14 protein-coding genes and 1 pseudogene are annotated in these 15,829 nt (G+C 63.3%); 10 read left to right on the forward strand and 5 right to left on the reverse strand.

What is annotated here, in order from left to right; all coding sequences use genetic code 11:
- The coding region (locus PVW46_RS19395) for an FAD-dependent oxidoreductase (RefSeq protein ID WP_274577213.1) at nucleotides 1–221 on the reverse strand (221 nt) is incomplete at its 3' end.
- Nucleotides 222–316: 95 nt separating this feature from the next.
- Between PVW46_RS19395 and PVW46_RS19400 the strand changes: the two genes are divergently transcribed.
- The 4 genes from PVW46_RS19400 to PVW46_RS19415 all read left to right on the forward strand — a co-directional run bounded on the left by PVW46_RS19400 (nucleotide 317) and on the right by PVW46_RS19415 (nucleotide 5,113).
- On the forward strand, nucleotides 317–1,369 hold the full coding sequence (locus PVW46_RS19400; protein WP_069208937.1) for a GlxA family transcriptional regulator: 1,053 nt from the start codon (nucleotides 317–319) through the stop codon (nucleotides 1,367–1,369).
- Between the two features lie 177 nt (nucleotides 1,370–1,546).
- The gene (locus PVW46_RS19405; protein WP_069208936.1) at nucleotides 1,547–2,788 is read left to right on the forward strand and encodes an aromatic ring-hydroxylating oxygenase subunit alpha; all 1,242 of its coding nucleotides are present in this window, start codon (nucleotides 1,547–1,549) and stop codon (nucleotides 2,786–2,788) included.
- Nucleotides 2,789–2,792: 4 nt separating this feature from the next.
- Nucleotides 2,793–3,878 carry an FAD-binding oxidoreductase gene (locus tag PVW46_RS19410; RefSeq protein WP_043138464.1) on the forward strand — a complete coding sequence of 362 codons (1,086 nt, stop codon included), beginning with the start codon at nucleotides 2,793–2,795 and terminating at the stop codon, nucleotides 3,876–3,878.
- A gap of 119 nt (nucleotides 3,879–3,997) precedes the next feature.
- Nucleotides 3,998–5,113 carry a trimethylamine methyltransferase family protein gene (locus PVW46_RS19415; protein ID WP_443137054.1) on the forward strand — a complete coding sequence of 372 codons (1,116 nt, stop codon included), beginning with the start codon at nucleotides 3,998–4,000 and terminating at the stop codon, nucleotides 5,111–5,113.
- Between the two features lie 15 nt (nucleotides 5,114–5,128).
- Here PVW46_RS19415 and PVW46_RS19420 read toward each other — a convergent pair whose 3' ends face one another.
- From PVW46_RS19420 to PVW46_RS19430, 3 genes and pseudogenes are all read right to left on the reverse strand, one after another.
- Entirely contained in the window at nucleotides 5,129–6,517 is a 1,389-nt protein-coding gene (locus tag PVW46_RS19420; RefSeq protein ID WP_274577216.1) for an aldehyde dehydrogenase family protein, read from the reverse strand.
- 187 nt (nucleotides 6,518–6,704) lie between these two features.
- Nucleotides 6,705–6,989, reverse strand: a pseudogene (locus PVW46_RS19425) (aldehyde dehydrogenase family protein); the annotation flags it as partial.
- A complete protein-coding gene (locus PVW46_RS19430; protein WP_274577218.1) occupies nucleotides 6,986–7,834 on the reverse strand; it encodes a dihydrodipicolinate synthase family protein in 849 nt (282 codons plus the stop codon). The gene PVW46_RS19430 and the pseudogene PVW46_RS19425, both read right to left, overlap by 4 nt.
- Nucleotides 7,835–8,227: 393 nt before the next feature.
- Here PVW46_RS19430 and PVW46_RS28685 point away from each other — a divergent pair, with 393 nt between their 5' ends.
- The 4 genes from PVW46_RS28685 to PVW46_RS19445 all read left to right on the forward strand — a co-directional run bounded on the left by PVW46_RS28685 (nucleotide 8,228) and on the right by PVW46_RS19445 (nucleotide 11,823).
- Nucleotides 8,228–8,548, forward strand: coding sequence for a DJ-1/PfpI family protein (locus PVW46_RS28685; protein WP_069086744.1), 321 nt, complete (start codon nucleotides 8,228–8,230; stop codon nucleotides 8,546–8,548).
- Entirely contained in the window at nucleotides 8,549–9,085 is a 537-nt protein-coding gene (locus PVW46_RS28690) for a helix-turn-helix domain-containing protein (protein WP_069208935.1), read from the forward strand.
- A gap of 512 nt (nucleotides 9,086–9,597) precedes the next feature.
- Nucleotides 9,598–10,971 carry an ammonium transporter family protein gene (locus tag PVW46_RS19440; RefSeq protein ID WP_043146944.1) on the forward strand — a complete coding sequence of 458 codons (1,374 nt, stop codon included), beginning with the start codon at nucleotides 9,598–9,600 and terminating at the stop codon, nucleotides 10,969–10,971.
- Between the two features lie 132 nt (nucleotides 10,972–11,103).
- Nucleotides 11,104–11,823 carry a FadR/GntR family transcriptional regulator gene (locus tag PVW46_RS19445; protein ID WP_043146979.1) on the forward strand — a complete coding sequence of 240 codons (720 nt, stop codon included), beginning with the start codon at nucleotides 11,104–11,106 and terminating at the stop codon, nucleotides 11,821–11,823.
- A gap of 22 nt (nucleotides 11,824–11,845) precedes the next feature.
- Here the strand turns inward: PVW46_RS19445 and PVW46_RS19450 are convergent, their stop codons facing one another.
- Nucleotides 11,846–13,147: an ABC transporter substrate-binding protein gene (locus PVW46_RS19450; RefSeq protein WP_043146946.1), complete on the reverse strand. Its 1,302-nt coding sequence runs from the start codon at nucleotides 13,145–13,147 to the stop codon at nucleotides 11,846–11,848.
- 166 nt (nucleotides 13,148–13,313) lie between these two features.
- Here PVW46_RS19450 and PVW46_RS19455 point away from each other — a divergent pair, with 166 nt between their 5' ends.
- Nucleotides 13,314–14,663: a trimethylamine monooxygenase gene (locus PVW46_RS19455; RefSeq protein WP_043146948.1), complete on the forward strand. Its 1,350-nt coding sequence runs from the start codon at nucleotides 13,314–13,316 to the stop codon at nucleotides 14,661–14,663.
- Nucleotides 14,664–15,050: 387 nt separating this feature from the next.
- The coding region (locus PVW46_RS19460; RefSeq protein ID WP_274577221.1) for an FAD-dependent oxidoreductase at nucleotides 15,051–15,829 on the forward strand (779 nt) is incomplete at its 3' end.

The following is a 15,829-nucleotide window of genomic DNA, read 5'->3' on the forward strand; positions in this document are numbered from 1 at the left end:
CCGGTGTTGCCGCCGCCCAGCCAGCCCTTGTCGATCACCGCGATATTGGTGATGCCGTGCTGCGTGGCAAGATAATAGGCGGCACCCAGGCCATGACCGCCCGCGCCGACGATGATCACGTCGTACTCTTTCTTGGGCTGGCTGTCGGGCCATTGCTCGGTCCAGGCCTTGTGGCCGGTCAAGGCGTTCTTCAGCAGGCTGAAGGCACTGAAATGGGTCATGGTCGGCACCTCTGGGGAATACTGCCGCGCAGCCCTACTGGCGTCCGGCGCGACTCGCAGGTATGATTGCGCCATCCAACCCGCAGGTTTGCGCCATGACCAAACGCACCGGTTCAACGCCACCCGCCCCTGCCCCGCGCAAGCGGCTGAGCGTCGCCTTTCTGCTGGCGGACAGCTTTACCCTGTCCGCCTTCGCCAATTTCGTGGACGTCCTGCGGCTGGCCGCGGACGAGGCGGACAAGTCGCGGCCCATCCTCTGCGACTGGGCGGTGCTGTCGGACACCATGACCCCGGTCCGGTCCAGCTGCGGCGTGCGCGTCACGCCGGACACCTCGCTGCGCCGGGCGGGCAAGTTCGATTACATCGTCGTGGTCGGCGGCGTGATGGGCGACAAGCCCGCGCTGAGCCGGGCGGAAAGCGCCTTTCTGACGGCGCGCGCCGAGGCCGGAACGCCCGTCGTGGGCCTCTGCACCGGGGTTTTCCTGCTGCACGAGGCCGGGTTGCTGGACGGCTATCGCTGTTGCGTCAGCTGGTTCCACCATCAGGATTTCGTCAACCGTTTCGACTCTGTCCAGCCGGTCTCGGACCAGATCTTTGTCGTCGACCGGGACCGGTTGACCTGTTCCGGCGGGCATGGCTCCGCCCACCTTGCGGCTTTCCTGGTTTCACGCCACGTCGGCCAGTCCGCCGCCATCAAGAGCCTGAACATCATGATGATCGACGAGGCCCTGCGCGGGGACGAGGCACAGCCGGGCCAGCAAACCGCCCGCACGCCAAGGGACGACCTGGTGAAACGCGCGATCCTGCGCATGCAGCAGAACATCGAGGTGCCGCTGTCGATTTCCGCGCTCGCCCGGCAACTGGGGGTTGGCAGGCGGACACTGGAACGGCGCGTGCTGGCCGATCTGGGACAGCCGCCCTCGAAGCTCTACCTGGATATCCGGCTGGACCGCGCCCTGCAGAAACTGCGCGGTACGAATGATCCCGTGGCCGAAATCGGGCTGGCCACCGGGTTCTGCGACGGCACCCACCTGGCGCGCGTGCTGAAGGCCGAACGCGGCTTTGCCCCGGGCGAATACCGCAAGGCCCAGGCCAGCCCGCAAGAAGACCTGCCCGCCGTCGGCATCCTGCTGAATCCAAGAGGCTGAACGCCACCGGTCGCAAATTCGATATGCAGAGTCGCAATTCTCGACGTGGCGGAAACCGCCTCGTGCGATTGCGGCGCAAGAGGCACGGGGGCGGTCCGCCGACTCGCCGACCTTATAGACATTGCAACGCGACCAAACTCCCGCCGCAGGGCGGGCACACAGCAGAAAAGGTGCCGAATGCTGCGCGAATCCGATGTTCTTTCGACGTTGATGCGCCGAAAGCCAGATTATTCCCTCGCACAGGAGCTGTATTGCGATCCGGGCGTGTTCCAGGCCGACATGGACCGCATCTGGTACCGTGAATGGCTCTTTGCGATCCCCTCCTGCGAGATCCCCAAGCCCGGCAACTACATCGTGCACGAGATCGGCGCCTACTCCGTCGTCATCGTGCGCGGCAACGACGGCCAAATCCGCGCCTTCCACAACTCATGCCGTCATCGCGGGTCTGTCCTGTGCAAGACAAAGAAGGGCACCGGCCCCAAGCTGGTCTGCCCCTATCACCAGTGGACTTACGAACTGGATGGCCGCCTGCTGTGGGCGCGCGACATGGGTCCCGAATTCGACGCCTCGAAACATGGGCTCAAGCAGGTGCACTGCCGCAACCTGTCGGGCATGGTCTACATCTGCCTGGCCGATGACGCCCCCGCGATCGACGAGCTGGCCGCCGAGACCGCGCGTTACCTGGCGCCGCACGACCTGGAAAATTCCAAGGTCGCCTATGAAAGCACCATCGTCGAGCTGGGCAACTGGAAGCTGGTCTGGGAAAACAACCGCGAGTGCTATCACTGCTCTGGCAACCATCCCTCGCTCTGCCGCACCTTCCCCGAGGATCCCCGCGCCATCGGCAACGACGAAAGCGGCGAACTGACCGGACTGCAGCAGGAGCACAGCGCGCGCTGCGAGGCCGCGGGTGCCCCCTCGGCCTTCAAGATGTCGGGACTGGGCGACTGGCGTTTCGTGCGCACGCCGCTGCTGGACGCCGGCGAAAGCTATACGATGGACGGCAAGGTCGCGGTGACGAAACCCAATTCCAACCTGCCCTTCCGGAACGCCGGCTCGCTGTTGAAATTCAAGTATCCCGCGACCTGGAACCACTTCCTGTCGGATCACGTCCTGCTGTTCCGTGTCACGCCGATCAGCGCAACGGAAACCGAGGTCTGCACCAAGTGGCTGGTCCACAAGGATGCGGTCGAAGGACAGGACTATGACCTCAAGCGCCTGACCGAGGTCTGGATCGCGACCAACGACGAGGACCGCGAAGTTGTCGAGAACAACCAGCGCGGCATTCTCTCGCCCGCCTACCAGCCCGGCCCCTATTCGCCGACCCACGAAGGCGGCAACATCCAGTTCGTCGACTGGTATGCCAACACGATGATCCGTGCGATCACCGGCGGCGTCACCCCGATCGCGGCGGAGTAAGGACATGGGACTGGACATGGACCTCACCGCTTCGGCGGATGACGGCATCTGGACCGACGCCGAGCCGCTGGTCTGCTGCGCGGTCGTGCCAGAGGCACCGAACACCGCCACCTTCAGCTTTGTATCGCCCTCCGGCGCGCAGTTCAGCTATGATCCAGGGCAGTTCCTGACGCTGGAGCTGCCCGTTCCGGGCGGCACGGTCTGGAACACCTACACGATCTCGTCTTCGCCCTCGCGGCCGCTGACCATCGCGGTCACGGTCAAGGCGCAGGCGGGCAGTGTCGGCACGCGCTGGATGCTGGACCACCTGCAACCGGGGATGAAGATCAAGGCAATCGGCCCCGCCGGGATCTTCTCGCTGCCCCGCAAGGAGCAGAAAAAATACCTGTTCATCTCGGCCGGGTCCGGCATCACGCCCTCGCTGTCGATGACCACCTACCTCTACGACCGTGGCACCAACATCGACGTCACCTTCGTGCATTGCGCCCACCGTCCGCAGGACATCATCGCACGCCAGCGGCTGGAACAGATGGCCTCGCGCGTGCCCTCGCTCAAGCTGTTCTTCATCGTCGAGGAGGATGATCCCTACCGGGTGTGGACCGGGCTGCGCGGGCGGCTCAACCAGCTGATGATCGGCCTGATCGCGGGCGACTACCTCGACCGCGAAGTCTATTGCTGCGGGCCCGAGCCTTTCATGAATGCCGTGCGCGAAATGCTGATCGCGCTTGGCTACGACATGGACCTCTACCACCAGGAGAGCTTTACCGCCCCGGTCAAGGAAGAAGAGCAGCTGCCCGAGCATGATGACGTCATCCCGGACGAGGAGGCCAGCGCCAGCATCGCCTTCGCCCGTTCCGAGGTCACGGCGGACTGCACCGAGACGGACACCGTTCTGGCCGTCGCCCGCGGCGCCGGGATCGTCATTCCCTCGGGCTGCACCTTTGGCGTTTGCGGCACCTGCAAGGTCAAGAAGACCTCCGGCGAAGTGCACATGGTCCATAACGGCGGAATCTCCGAAGACGACATCGACGACGGTTACATCCTCGCCTGCTGCTCCAAGCCCATCGGCGCCGTCGAACTCGACGTCTGATACGCTCCGGCCCGCCTTGGCGGGCCGGGGTTCTTTGTCGTTGCCGGCACTTCGGAATCCGGCACGCCAGCGGGGGTGTGGCGGCGGCATGATCTTCTCGAGCCAGAGGAGATCCCGCGATGACCGAGACCTTGACCCGCACGCTGCGCAGCACGCGGGACCTGCGGATGCCGCCGGGGCTGACCCAGGGCATTCCGTTTTGCGAGGTGACGGACGGGGCCCAGGTCGAGCGGATCGACGCGGCCTCGATGGACATCCTTGAAAATGTCGGCGTGCTATTTCGCGACCCCGTCGCGCTGGCCGACTGGAAGACGGCGGGTGCCAGGGTCGAGGGCGAGATGGTCTACCCGGACCGTGGGTTGATCCGCGACCTGATCGCCACGATCCCCACCGACTTCACCTATTCGGCGCGCAACCCGGCCGACAATCTCCGCCTTGGCGGGCCGCATTCGATCTTTGTGCCGATGACCGGCGCGCCCTACCTGCGCGACCTGAACGACGTGCGGCGCATCCCCACGCTGGACGACCTGGCCATGTTCCACAAGCTGGCGCACATGGAGCCCAGCCAGCATTCCTCGGCCCATCACATCGTCGAACCCTGCGACCACCCGATTTCGCAGCGGCACCTGCGCATCACCTATTCCTCGATGAAACACTCGGACAAGACCTTCATGGGCATGACCACCAGCCCGAAGAACGCCGAGGACGTGATGGAGATGTGCGCGATCCTCTTCGGCGAGGACTTCATGGAGCAGAACCCGGTCACCACCGGCAACGGCAACTCGCCGCTGGTCTGGGACGAGACGACGCTGGGCGCCATGCGCGCCTTCTGCCGCCGCAACCAGCCGGTGCTCTGCTCGTCCTTCGTGCTGGGTGGGGCCAACACACCCGCCAGCGTGCTGGCCACGGTCGCGCAGCTGAACGCCGAGGCGCTGAGCGCGCTCGCCTATACCCAGATCATCCGCCGCGGATGCCCTGAACCAGGAGCATTGACGGACAACTCCCCGTCTGGCCCCGCCCTTGCCGGCGGGTCTTCTTTGCACTCCTCGAAATCGACGATCGGCTCGAAGGGATCGTGGAAAATCTCTTTGAACAAGAGAACCCCGGCGAGGTCATGGAACCGGAAGGTTGCCGCGCTGGAGGCCTTCCTGGCGGCCGGGGAAAGCGGCTTTGTCGCGGGGCAGGTCTACACGGTGGACTTAGACCGCATGGCCAAACTGAGCCTGCCGCAATAGCGGCAGGCGCGCGGCTCATTCTTTGCGCGCGCGCCATTCCTTGTAGCGCAGCACCGCATTGGCGCCGATCTTCTGGAAGGGCTGCGGTGGCAGGCGCCTGGGCTGTACCTCGGCGGCAAAATGCCTGATGTTGTCGCTGTCGACGCCGCAGGCCAGTTCCGCCGCGCCGATCCCGGTCAGCGTGCCGCGCGCGGTGCCCAGCCCGTTCTGCACGCAGCCCGAGAACAGCCCATCGTCCAGCCGGCGCATGACCGACACCCTGTTGAGCGTCAGGCAGAGGTGCCCGGCCCAGGAATAGTCCATCTTCATACCGCGCAGCTGCGGGAAACGGTCGTCGAACTTGCATTGCATGACCCGCGCGGCCCGTGCCACCTGGCCCGCGCCGATCCGGTGCCCCGGCGCCAAAGTGGCGCAGGTGCGCGTGACGATCCGGTTGCCGCCCTGGCCGCTGTCGATGCGGCGCACCGTGGTGCCCATCGGGTCCGAGGGAGTGATGCCCCAGCGGCTCTGCCCGTCGAGGGCTTTCAGGGCCTCGGCGTCCAGTTCCGGCGTCATCACAGCGTAGAGAAAGAGCTGCATCAGCCGCCCCTTCTCGAAGCCGAAGCTCTCGAGATGACCGTTGACGGTCACGGTGCCCGCCCGCAGCGCCCGCGCGCCGCGGATTGACCGCTTGACGTTGGCGGTAAAGATCGAAGCGGCCAGGCCGTACTCCGTGTCATTGGCCAGCGCGATCGCCTCGTCGAAGCCATCCACCGTCAGCACCGACAGCACCGGGCCAAAGATCTCTTCCCGGACCTGGGACGCGTCCGGAGCGACCTCCAGGATGGTCGGCTCGACAAAGCCGTTCTCGGCCTTGCCGCCCATCACCACCTTGGGCCCCTTCAGGCAGGACCGGACCTTGTCGTAATGCGCGGCGGATACCAGCGCACCCACCCGGCTCACCGGGCCCAGCGGATCGCCCATCCGCCATTCCCGGGCATGGGCCTTTACCCGTTCCAGCAGGGCCTCCTTGATGCCCTTCTGCACGATCAGGCGCGACGAAGCGGAACAGTTCTCGCCCATGTTCCAGAAGGCCCCATTGACCACATGGGCCGCCACCCGGTCCAGGTTCTCGGCATCTTCCAGCACCACGGCCGGGTTCTTGCCGCCCTTCTCCAGCGTGACTTCCTTGAGGTTCGATTCAGCCGCGTAGCGCAGGAAGCGCCGCCCCGTCTCGGTCGAGCCGGTAAAGCTGAGCGCATCCACGTCCATGTGGCGGCCCAGTGGTTCGCCCACCTCCGGGCCAGAGTCCGGCAACACGTTGGAGACGCCCGCAGGCACGCCCGCCGCCAGCGCCGGGCCGATCTTCCAGGCCAGCATCAGCAGGGGAAAGTTCCAGGGCAGCACGAGGCCGACGACCCCCACGGGTTCGCGGACAACCAGCGCGATGTGATCGTTCGAGGCCGGAGAGACCTAGTCGTAGATCTTGTCGATCAGTTCCGCGTGCCAGGTCAGGCAATGGATCGTCTCGGGCACGTCCACGGTCTCGCAGTCGTAGAGTCTTGCCGCTGTCGAGGCTTTCAATCACCCTCAGTTCACGCGCGTTACGCTTCATCAGCTTGGCCAGCCGGATCAGCACTTGCTTGCGCTGACCGGGATGCAGGCGCGACCAGCGGCCATCCTCGAAGGCGTCCCGGGCCTTCTGCACGGCAAAATCGACGTCCTCGGCCCCGCAGGCGGCGACCTGCGCCAGAACCGCCCCGGTGGCCGGGTTCACGCTGTCCAAGGTCTTGCCTGATTGCGCGGGCCGAAAGCTGCCGTCGACGAAAGCCTGCACCGGCAGGGTCAGCCCGGCGGCGATGGCCTTGTATTCCTCACGGGTCAAAAGATCGCTCATCCTGCTGCCTCCGCCTGGGGTCCGGCCTCGATCTCGGCCTCGGTACGTTTGAGGACGCGCACCACCTGTTCCATCTGCCGCCTGTCGTCCTTGTTGAGCGGGCGCAGCGGCGGTCGCGGCGGGCCGGCGTACTGGCCCATCTTCTCGCAGCCGTGCTTCACGCACTGGATGAACTTGCCGCCCTGCTCCAGCACCCGCATCAGGGGCATCATCGCCGACATGATCCGGCGGCCCTTGTCGAAGTCGACTTCGACCCGGCAGGCGCGCCAAAGCGCAATATGCTCTCCCGGCAGGAAGTTCGATCCGGCGCAGACCCAGCTGGTCGCGCCCTCGACATCGCCCTGTTCGATCAGCGCGATGAACTGGTCGTGCTGGCCCGCCGCAACGCTGCGCTGCTCGGCCATCGAGCAGTTGCGCGGGTTGTAGAAGGACATGCCAATCCGCGTGTGGTCGATCAGCAGACGCCGCAGGCTGGGCGTCAGGAACTCGTTGTCGGCCATCTCGCCGATGATGGCGTGAAAGCGCTGGTTCATCAGCGCATTCCGGGCGGCGTCCCCCTCCCGGATCGCCTTGCGAAACAGCTCCTGCGTGTCTTTCAGCTGCATCACCTGTGCCTCGGTCGCGTTCTCCGCCGGAAGCTGGTTCAGCGCCTCGCGCAGCGGCGGACGCGAAAAGTCATGGGTCTGCGCAAGCTCTGCCTCGTCGAGGTAGCTGCCGGGCTCGAACACCTGAGTCAGAATTCTGCGCCGCACGTCCTCGACGCACCGCGCCTTCTTGCTAATCGCCTGCTCGCCCATGCCGTCAACTCCGATCCGTTCCGCTCGGGCGCCTGCGCTGGCCGACACCTTTCGTCGTCCGCCCACCCCAGTAATATATTATGTCTACAATGAAGATTTATGCAGCCTGACAAGCAGTGGATCATCGTCCGAGCACACGGGGCGTCTGCCGACTCCATGCACCACCCGCCTGCCGGCATTGCGAGAAAGCACCAAGGGGAATGAGACAGGCCCAGCACATCGTCTTCGCCCTGGTTGAAGACTTCACGCATATCGCCTTTGCCTGCGCGGTGGATCCGCTGCGGATCGCGAACCTGATTTCAGCTCAATCTCTGTATCGCTGGTCCTACGCCTCGCTTGACGGGAAAAACGCGCGCAGTTCGGACGGAACGCAGATCGCGGTGCGCCACGGGTTCGACGCCCTGCCCGATAGTGACCGCATCTTCGTATTGTCTGGCCGGGATGCAGACCCAGGACCACTCGGTCCTGCTGACCTCTCTGCGTCGCCAGGACCGGCTGACCCGGTCACGGATCGGCGCGCTTTGCTCCGGCAGTTGGGTGCTGGCCACGGGCGGCTTCCTGAACGGGCGCGATGCCGCGATCCACTGGGACTACCACGACAGGTTCATGGAGGTTTTCCCCGAGGTGAACCTGCTGCGCAACGTCTTTGTCGCGGACGGCAAATACCCCACGGCCTCTGGCGGGACCGCGACGGCGGACCTGATGCTGCACCTGATCGCGGAAGACCACGGCCAGGACCTGTCCGTCGCAGTGGCGGACTAGATGATCTACAACGCCGTGCGTGAGGCGACCACCGCGCAGAAAGTGTCGCTCCAGTCGCGCAGCGGCATGCGCAATTCACATCTTGCCGCCGCCATCACCCGGACGCGCGATCACCTCGACAGTCCGATTGCCCCCATGATCATCGCGCAAGACTTGGGGATCTCGACCCGTCAACTCGAACGGCTCTTCGGGAAGGACCTGAACGCCTCACCGAAAAAGTACTACATGAAGATGCGGCTGGAACGGGCGCGGCACCTGTTGGTTCAGACAGAGATGTCGATCCTCGACGTGGCGCTTGCCTGCGGTTTCGAAATCCCCGGCCATTTTGCAAGGGTCTACCGGACGGCCTTTTGCGTCACACCCATTATGCAGCGCGGGCGGCTGTCCCAGACCGCCCCAAGGCCCTATGGCCATGATTCTCTGACGGGCCGACGAGGATGCAAAGGGCCGCGAAGCGGCCAACAAACCGGTCGCGCAAGCCACGCCGCACAACCAATGGAGGTGGGAAAGCCCGCGTTTCGGGCAGATCGCCCTTGATCCGGGCACCTATGGTGCACCACCCTTGGCCCCTGGCCGGCGGACGTGTTCAAGTCGGCAAATCCCTGATTTCCGGTACATCTTCGGCAACCAGTGGGCCATTCTTCGCTAGACCATGTTGGAGAAAGGAGGGGCTGGCGGCGTTCCGAATGAACCAGCCCCCTCCCCCAATAGACCAATTTTGCGGCAAGCGCCGGCGCTGCTGACAAACTGGGCAAATCCCCGCAAATGTCTAAATTTATGACATAAAAACTGAAACCTGCACTCCATGGACCGGCGATTTTTGGCGATGCGCCCACCTTCCGTTAGAAAAATTGTTTCTCTTGGGTGAATGTTTTGTTTGAAAAGTGCCAATTTTCCGTCATCATGACCACAGGTCCATTCGACCGCGAATGTGGTTCAAAATGGTTCCCAGCTCGCTGGCATTGGTCTTCCGTCGTGTTTTTCGGTGTCAGCCAAGTGAGCCGGCCAAGAAAGACCGGAACAAGACAAAGTCCAAGAGGGAAGACGAAATGTCACTCGACGTAAGCGCAATATACGCCGAACAAGTCACACTGAATTCACTGGTCCAGAACGTCCTGTACGCCTCTGGCACCGTGGGGGCGATCCTGGTCGTCGTGGGGCTGTTGCTGATCGACGCGGGCACCGCCCGCCGCAAGAACCTTTTCAACTCGACCATCGAGAAGACCCTGGGGTTCTTCCTTGGGTTCGCCACCTACTACGTCATCGGCTTCGGCTTCTGGGCCGCGCAGTACTACATCATGGTCGACGCCACGCTGATGGACTCCATCAAAGACTGGTGGATCGGCGGTGCCATGACCAACGTGCACGCACATGACGTCGACCCGGCTGTGTTCCCCGGGCTGAACACCTTCCAGATCTTCATCTTCTTCCTGGCGGTCTTCGCGGGGATCATCAACATCCTGCTGCATTTCTCGGTTTCCGAGCGGATGAAGCCGGCGGCCTATTACATCACCTGCGTCGTCGCCACGGTGGTGTCCTCGGCGCTGAGCCTGGCAACCTGGGGGTCGGTCGGTCCGCTGACCAACATGGGCTTCCACGACTTCTTCGGCGTGGGCTTCGTCTACATGTTCCCGGCGGGCATGCTGCTGGTCTTCACTCCGATGCTGGGCAAGCGCCCCGGCATGATGGAGCCGCACCCGCGCGTGTCGGCCTACCTGGCCCCCAGCATCGGCCTCTGTGCCCCCGGCCTGCTGATGATCTTCGCCGGTCTGCCGATGGTCATCCTGTCCTGCATGTTCTTCTTCGATCCCGAAGCCCTGGCGGTCAGCGTGACGATGGCGGAAACCAGCGTCGGCGTGGCCCTGAACAACTACGCCCTGGTCTGGGCGGGTGGCGCCATCACCGGCATGATCCTGGCCTACAAGTCGGGCAACTACGCCTACACCCTGCTGGGTCCGCTTGCAGGCTACGTTGCGGGCGCCTCGGGCTTTGACGTCTACATGCCCTGGCAAGCCTTCATCGTGGGCCTGGTCGCGCCGATCGCCTCCTACATCGTGTACGAGTTCACGCTCAAGCGCGGTATCGACGAGCACAAGCTGTTCCCGCTCTTCATCGGCGCCGGCTCGCTTGGCATGATCTGCGTGGGCATCTTCAAGGCAGGTACACCGCGCGGCGGCTACCTGGGTATCGAGGAAGGCGCCTATGCCTTCCAGCACGGTGAGATCTCGCTGGTGATGCAGCTGGTCGGTATCGTGACTTGCCTGGGCACCGGCGCAGTGACCGCCCTGGTCCTGTCGGTGATCCTCAAGGCCACCGTCGGTCTGCGGATCGACGACGACGACCAGATCGACGGGCTGGACAAGCTCTACTGGGACCTGGAACCGGATGTCGTCACCCACGCGGACAACGTCCCGCGCAGCTGACGCCAAGCCCCCAAGGAAAGGCCCCGGACGTCACGCCGGGGCCTTTTTGCTTTCGACGCAGCTTGTGGCGGGTTGAACCCATGTCCTACCATGCTGCACAAGCACAGCCGGACAGCCCTGACGGACAAGCAGATGCCGAACACCAGAAATGCCGAAGTCGCGCCCGATCACACCATCGGGGAAACCGTGCGCATCGTGGTCGACAAGCTTTTGGTACGCATCCAGTCAGGGGAGTACCCGCCCGACTCGCGCCTGCCCAGCGAACGCGCCCTTGCCGCGGAACTGGGCGTGTCACGCAACACCGTGCGCGAGGCATTGGATGTCCTGGAAAGCCGTGAACTGATCCGCCGCCGGCAGGGCAGCGGCAGCTTTGTCACCTACCAATCGCACCGCGCGGAGGCACCGATGCCCGGATCCGTCGGCGAACGCACCAGCCCGCTGGACCACCTCATCGTCCGGTCGATCATCGAACCTGAGATGACACGCATGGCGGTGATGAACATGACGCCCAAGGACCTCGACGGGCTGGCCCAGGTCGTGGCCCAGATCGAGACAGTGCGCACCGATCTGAATGAATTCATCCGCTGCGAGGAAGAGTTCTATCGCTCGATCGCACGGGCCACCCGCAACCCCCTGCTGGAGGCCTGCTACGAGCTGACAATCGAGGTTTGCCGTCAAAGCTTCCGGACCGCGCTGATGCGCAAGCACCTCACACCCGGCCGCATTCAAAGCTACCAGGCGCGGTTCAACTCTCTGTTCAATGCAATTGCCACGCGCGACGTCGAGGCCGCTGTCGAGATCACCAAGCTGCACCTGGTGGAAGAACAAAAGCTGTTCCTGCACGAGGGTTGACCGTCGCGACGCCCCCGCCCCGTCAGTCGATGATCTCGCGCGCCGTCAGTCCGGTCTGAATTTCGCCCATCTCGACCCGCTGTTGCCAGAGCTGGCCAACCCGGCCCATGTGGTCACGAAGCAGCTCTTCGTGGCGTTCCAGCCAGTCGGGGACGGACAGGAACTCGGCGATCCGGGCCCGGCCTTCGCGCAGACGTACCACCGGCCAGTCCCCGATCAGGGCATTGTTGATGCCGAACATATGTTCGCCCCACCAGCGCGCGGGGCCAAAGGCATGAGTGACCGGCTCCATCTGTTTCATCGTGGTCAGGACAGAGACCGGGTGAACCGAGGCCACCTTTTCCACTGCCGCGTGCCAGATTTCCAGGATGGCAACATATTCCCAACTCACCGCGCTCCAGGTCCCGGGATACCGGCTGTTGTATTCCTTGAAGAAGGCGCTCGGCTTGTTGAAGAAGAACGCCTTGCGCGCCAGTTTCGGGTCGTCGAAATCCGGGAACTGGAACAGCGATCCTTCCATGAAACTCTCGGAGGTCCGGGCCACGATGCGTTCGTAGTTGTCCAGAGTGCAGGACAGGATGCGCCCCTTGAACCCCTTCTCATAGGCGTATTCCGTCATCGCGTGCACCATTGGCGTGTAGCTGGTGCACCAGCACAGGACGTCCGGTTCCGCCTCCAGCATCGGCCCGACGATTTCGGCCACATCGGTCTGTTCGGGATCATACTGGATGTCCTTGACCACAGGCAGGCCCTCGGCCTCGAAGGCTGCGCGATAGGTCGCGGTCGACGGCAGGCCCAGCGCGTCCTTCTGGCTGCACATCGCAATGCGCCGCAGATGCGGTTCGTTCTTGGCCAGCCACTCCACCCCGGTCACGTTGTAGACCGGGTGCACCTCTGACGGTGCGATCAGGTAGCGCGTGTCCGGTGACAGGTCGCTGGGCAAAAGGGTCGATGTCAGGACTCGATTTTCCGTCAGGAAGTTGCGCAGCGGGGTGAAGGTATCCCCGCCTAGCATCATCAGCAGCTTGACCTGCTCGCTCAGCACCAGGTGGCGGGCGCCCTCCATCGCCCGTTCAGGCTCGTACCCGCAATCGAAGGGGACGATTCGCAACGGGTACCTGCGGCCGCCGATCAGGATGCCGCCGGCCTTGTTCAACCATTCCGCCCAAAGCCGCACGCCATTGAGCCCCGGCAAGCCCCAGGAACTGACGGGACCGCTCAATGGGGCCAGGAAACCGATGCTGACAGGCTCGTTCATGCCCACCCGGTCGGAGGGAAACATGGATGTCACGGCGATACGGTGAGCGAAGCTGGAGTTGAGCATACCAATTGCTACCACTCAAACCGCCTATCTCAAAACATGATTTTCTTTATCTGACGGGAAATTTGTTGCCTGATGTGAAAAATTATTGACAGGACCCCTGATCAATGGCCAGATTTGGTTCAACCAAAAAGAACCAATTGATGCCTGTCAGACATGGGAGACAGATATGACCAAGAAACGCGTCGCGATCATCGGAGCGGGCCCGTCCGGACTGGCCCAACTTCGCGCTTTCCAGTCCGCCGCGGACAAGGGCGAAGAGATCCCCGAGATCGTTTGCTTTGACAAACAGGACAACTGGGGCGGCCTGTGGAACTACACGTGGCGGACCGGGCTGGACGAAAACGGCGAGCCGGTCCACTGCTCGATGTATCGCTATCTCTGGTCCAACGGCCCCAAGGAAGGTCTTGAATTCGCAGACTATTCCTTTGAGGAACACTTCGGCAAGCAGATCGCTTCCTATCCGCCGCGCGCCGTTCTCTTCGACTATATCGAAGGCCGCGTGAAGAAGGCCGGCGTGCGTGACTGGATCCGCTTCAATTCCGCCGTGCGCTGGGTCAACTACAACGCCGACACCGGCATGTTCACGGTCACGGTCCATGACCACGCCAAGGACCACGTCTACTCCGAGGACTTCGATCACGTGATCTGTGCTTCGGGCCACTTCTCGACCCCGAACGTGCCCTACTACGAGGGTTTCGAATCGTTCAACGGCCGACTGGTCCATGCGCATGACTTCCGCGACGCGCGCGAATTCTCGGGCAAGGACATCCTCGTCGTCGGCTCCTCCTACTCGGCCGAGGACATCGGGTCGCAGTGCTGGAAATACGGCGCCAAGTCGATCACCTCTTGCTATCGCAGCGCGCCGATGGGCTTCAAATGGCCCGACAACTGGGAAGAAAAGCCGGCGATGGAAAAGGTGGACGGCAACACCGTGTACTTCTCGGACGGCACCACGCGCGACGTGGACGCGATCATCCTCTGCACCGGCTACAAGCACTACTTCAACTTCCTGCCGGACGACCTGCGCCTGAAAACCGCGAACCGCCTGGCCAGCGCGGACCTCTACAAGGGCGTGGTCTATGTCCACAACCCCAAGATGTTCTATCTGGGGATGCAGGACCAGTGGTTCACCTTCAACATGTTCGACGCACAGGCATGGTGGGTGCGTGACGCGATCCTCGGCAAGATCGACCTGTCCAAGGTCTCGAAGGACGAGATGATGGCAGACGTGAAGGAACGCGAGACCCGCGAAGAGGCAGATGACGACGTGAAATACGCGATCCGCTACCAGGCCGACTACATCGAGGAACTGGTTGCGGAAACCGACTATCCCAGCTTCGACATCGACGGTGCCTGCCAGGCCTTCTACGAGTGGAAGAAGCACAAGGCAGAGGACATCATGGGCTTCCGCAACAACCGCTACAAGTCGGTGATGACGGGAACGATGGCGCCCGTGCACCACACGCCCTGGAAAGACGCGCTGGACGACAGCATGGAAGTCTACCTGCGCAACTGATGCGAATGGCCTCCGGGGCTCCGAGCCCCGGACCGACCTGCGGCACGCGGCGCATTTCGCTCCCGTCGCGACGAACCGCAGCCCCTGCGCCGGGATCACAACGGGCCATGCCCTGCGTGTTCCCGGCATTTTCATGTCCGATATACCGCCCCTCCCCTGTCAGGAACGCCCGTGACACCTCCGCAGGGCGCCGGATGCACATTTCAAAAGCTCTTTTGGCCCAAAATGCACCTTGGGGAAAATTATTTTCCCAACAAGGATTGCGTCTTATGCAACCATCGGCGACAGATTTGATGCCCCATGTCCGATTTGTGCCCATTTTCGTCTGATCGGGGCAGCGACTCCCAGCTAACTATGACGGAAGATGGACCAAAGGAGTCCGAATCTATGCACTACTCAGGGTTCAAGGTCATCAAGGAAGCGCTCACCGGCCATCGCGGCTGGGGTCCGGCCTGGCGCGATGCCACGCCAAAGGCGCAATATGACTACGTCATCATCGGCGGCGGCGGGCATGGCCTCGCCACGGCCTACTATCTCGCCAAGGAGTTCAAGCAGGCTCGCATCGCGGTGCTTGAAAAGGGCTGGATCGGCGGTGGCAACGTGGGCCGGAACACCACGATCATCCGCTCCAACTACCTGCTGGACGGCAACGAGCCCTTCTACGAGTTCTCTCTGAAGCTTTGGGAAGGGCTGGAGCAGGACCTGAACTACAACGCGATGGTCAGCCAGCGCGGCATCCTGAACCTGATCCATTCGGACGCCCAGCGCGATGCCTTCATCCGGCGCGGTAACGCGATGATCCTGAACGGCGCGGACGCCGAACTGCTGAGCACAGCCCAGATCGTCGAGCGTTACCCCTTTCTGAACGTGAACAACGCCCGTTTCCCGATCAAGGGCGGGCTGGCCCAGCATCGCGGCGGCACGGTCCGCCACGACGCGGTGGCCTGGGGCTATGCCCGCGCTGCCGACCGGCGCGGCGTCGACATCATCCAGAACTGTGAAGTCACCGGCTTCCGGATCGAGAATGGCACCTGCAAGGGTGTCGAGACCTCGCGCGGTTTCATCGGCGCGGGCAAGGTCGCTTCCTGTGTCGCGGGCTCCTCCTCGCGGCTGATGGAGAAGGCCGGGATGCGGCTTCCGATCGAAAGCCATGTCCTGCAGGCCTT

It is taken from the genome of Mameliella sp. AT18, assembly GCF_028807275.1.
In the GTDB taxonomy this organism is placed as follows: domain Bacteria; phylum Pseudomonadota; class Alphaproteobacteria; order Rhodobacterales; family Rhodobacteraceae; genus Antarctobacter; species Antarctobacter albus.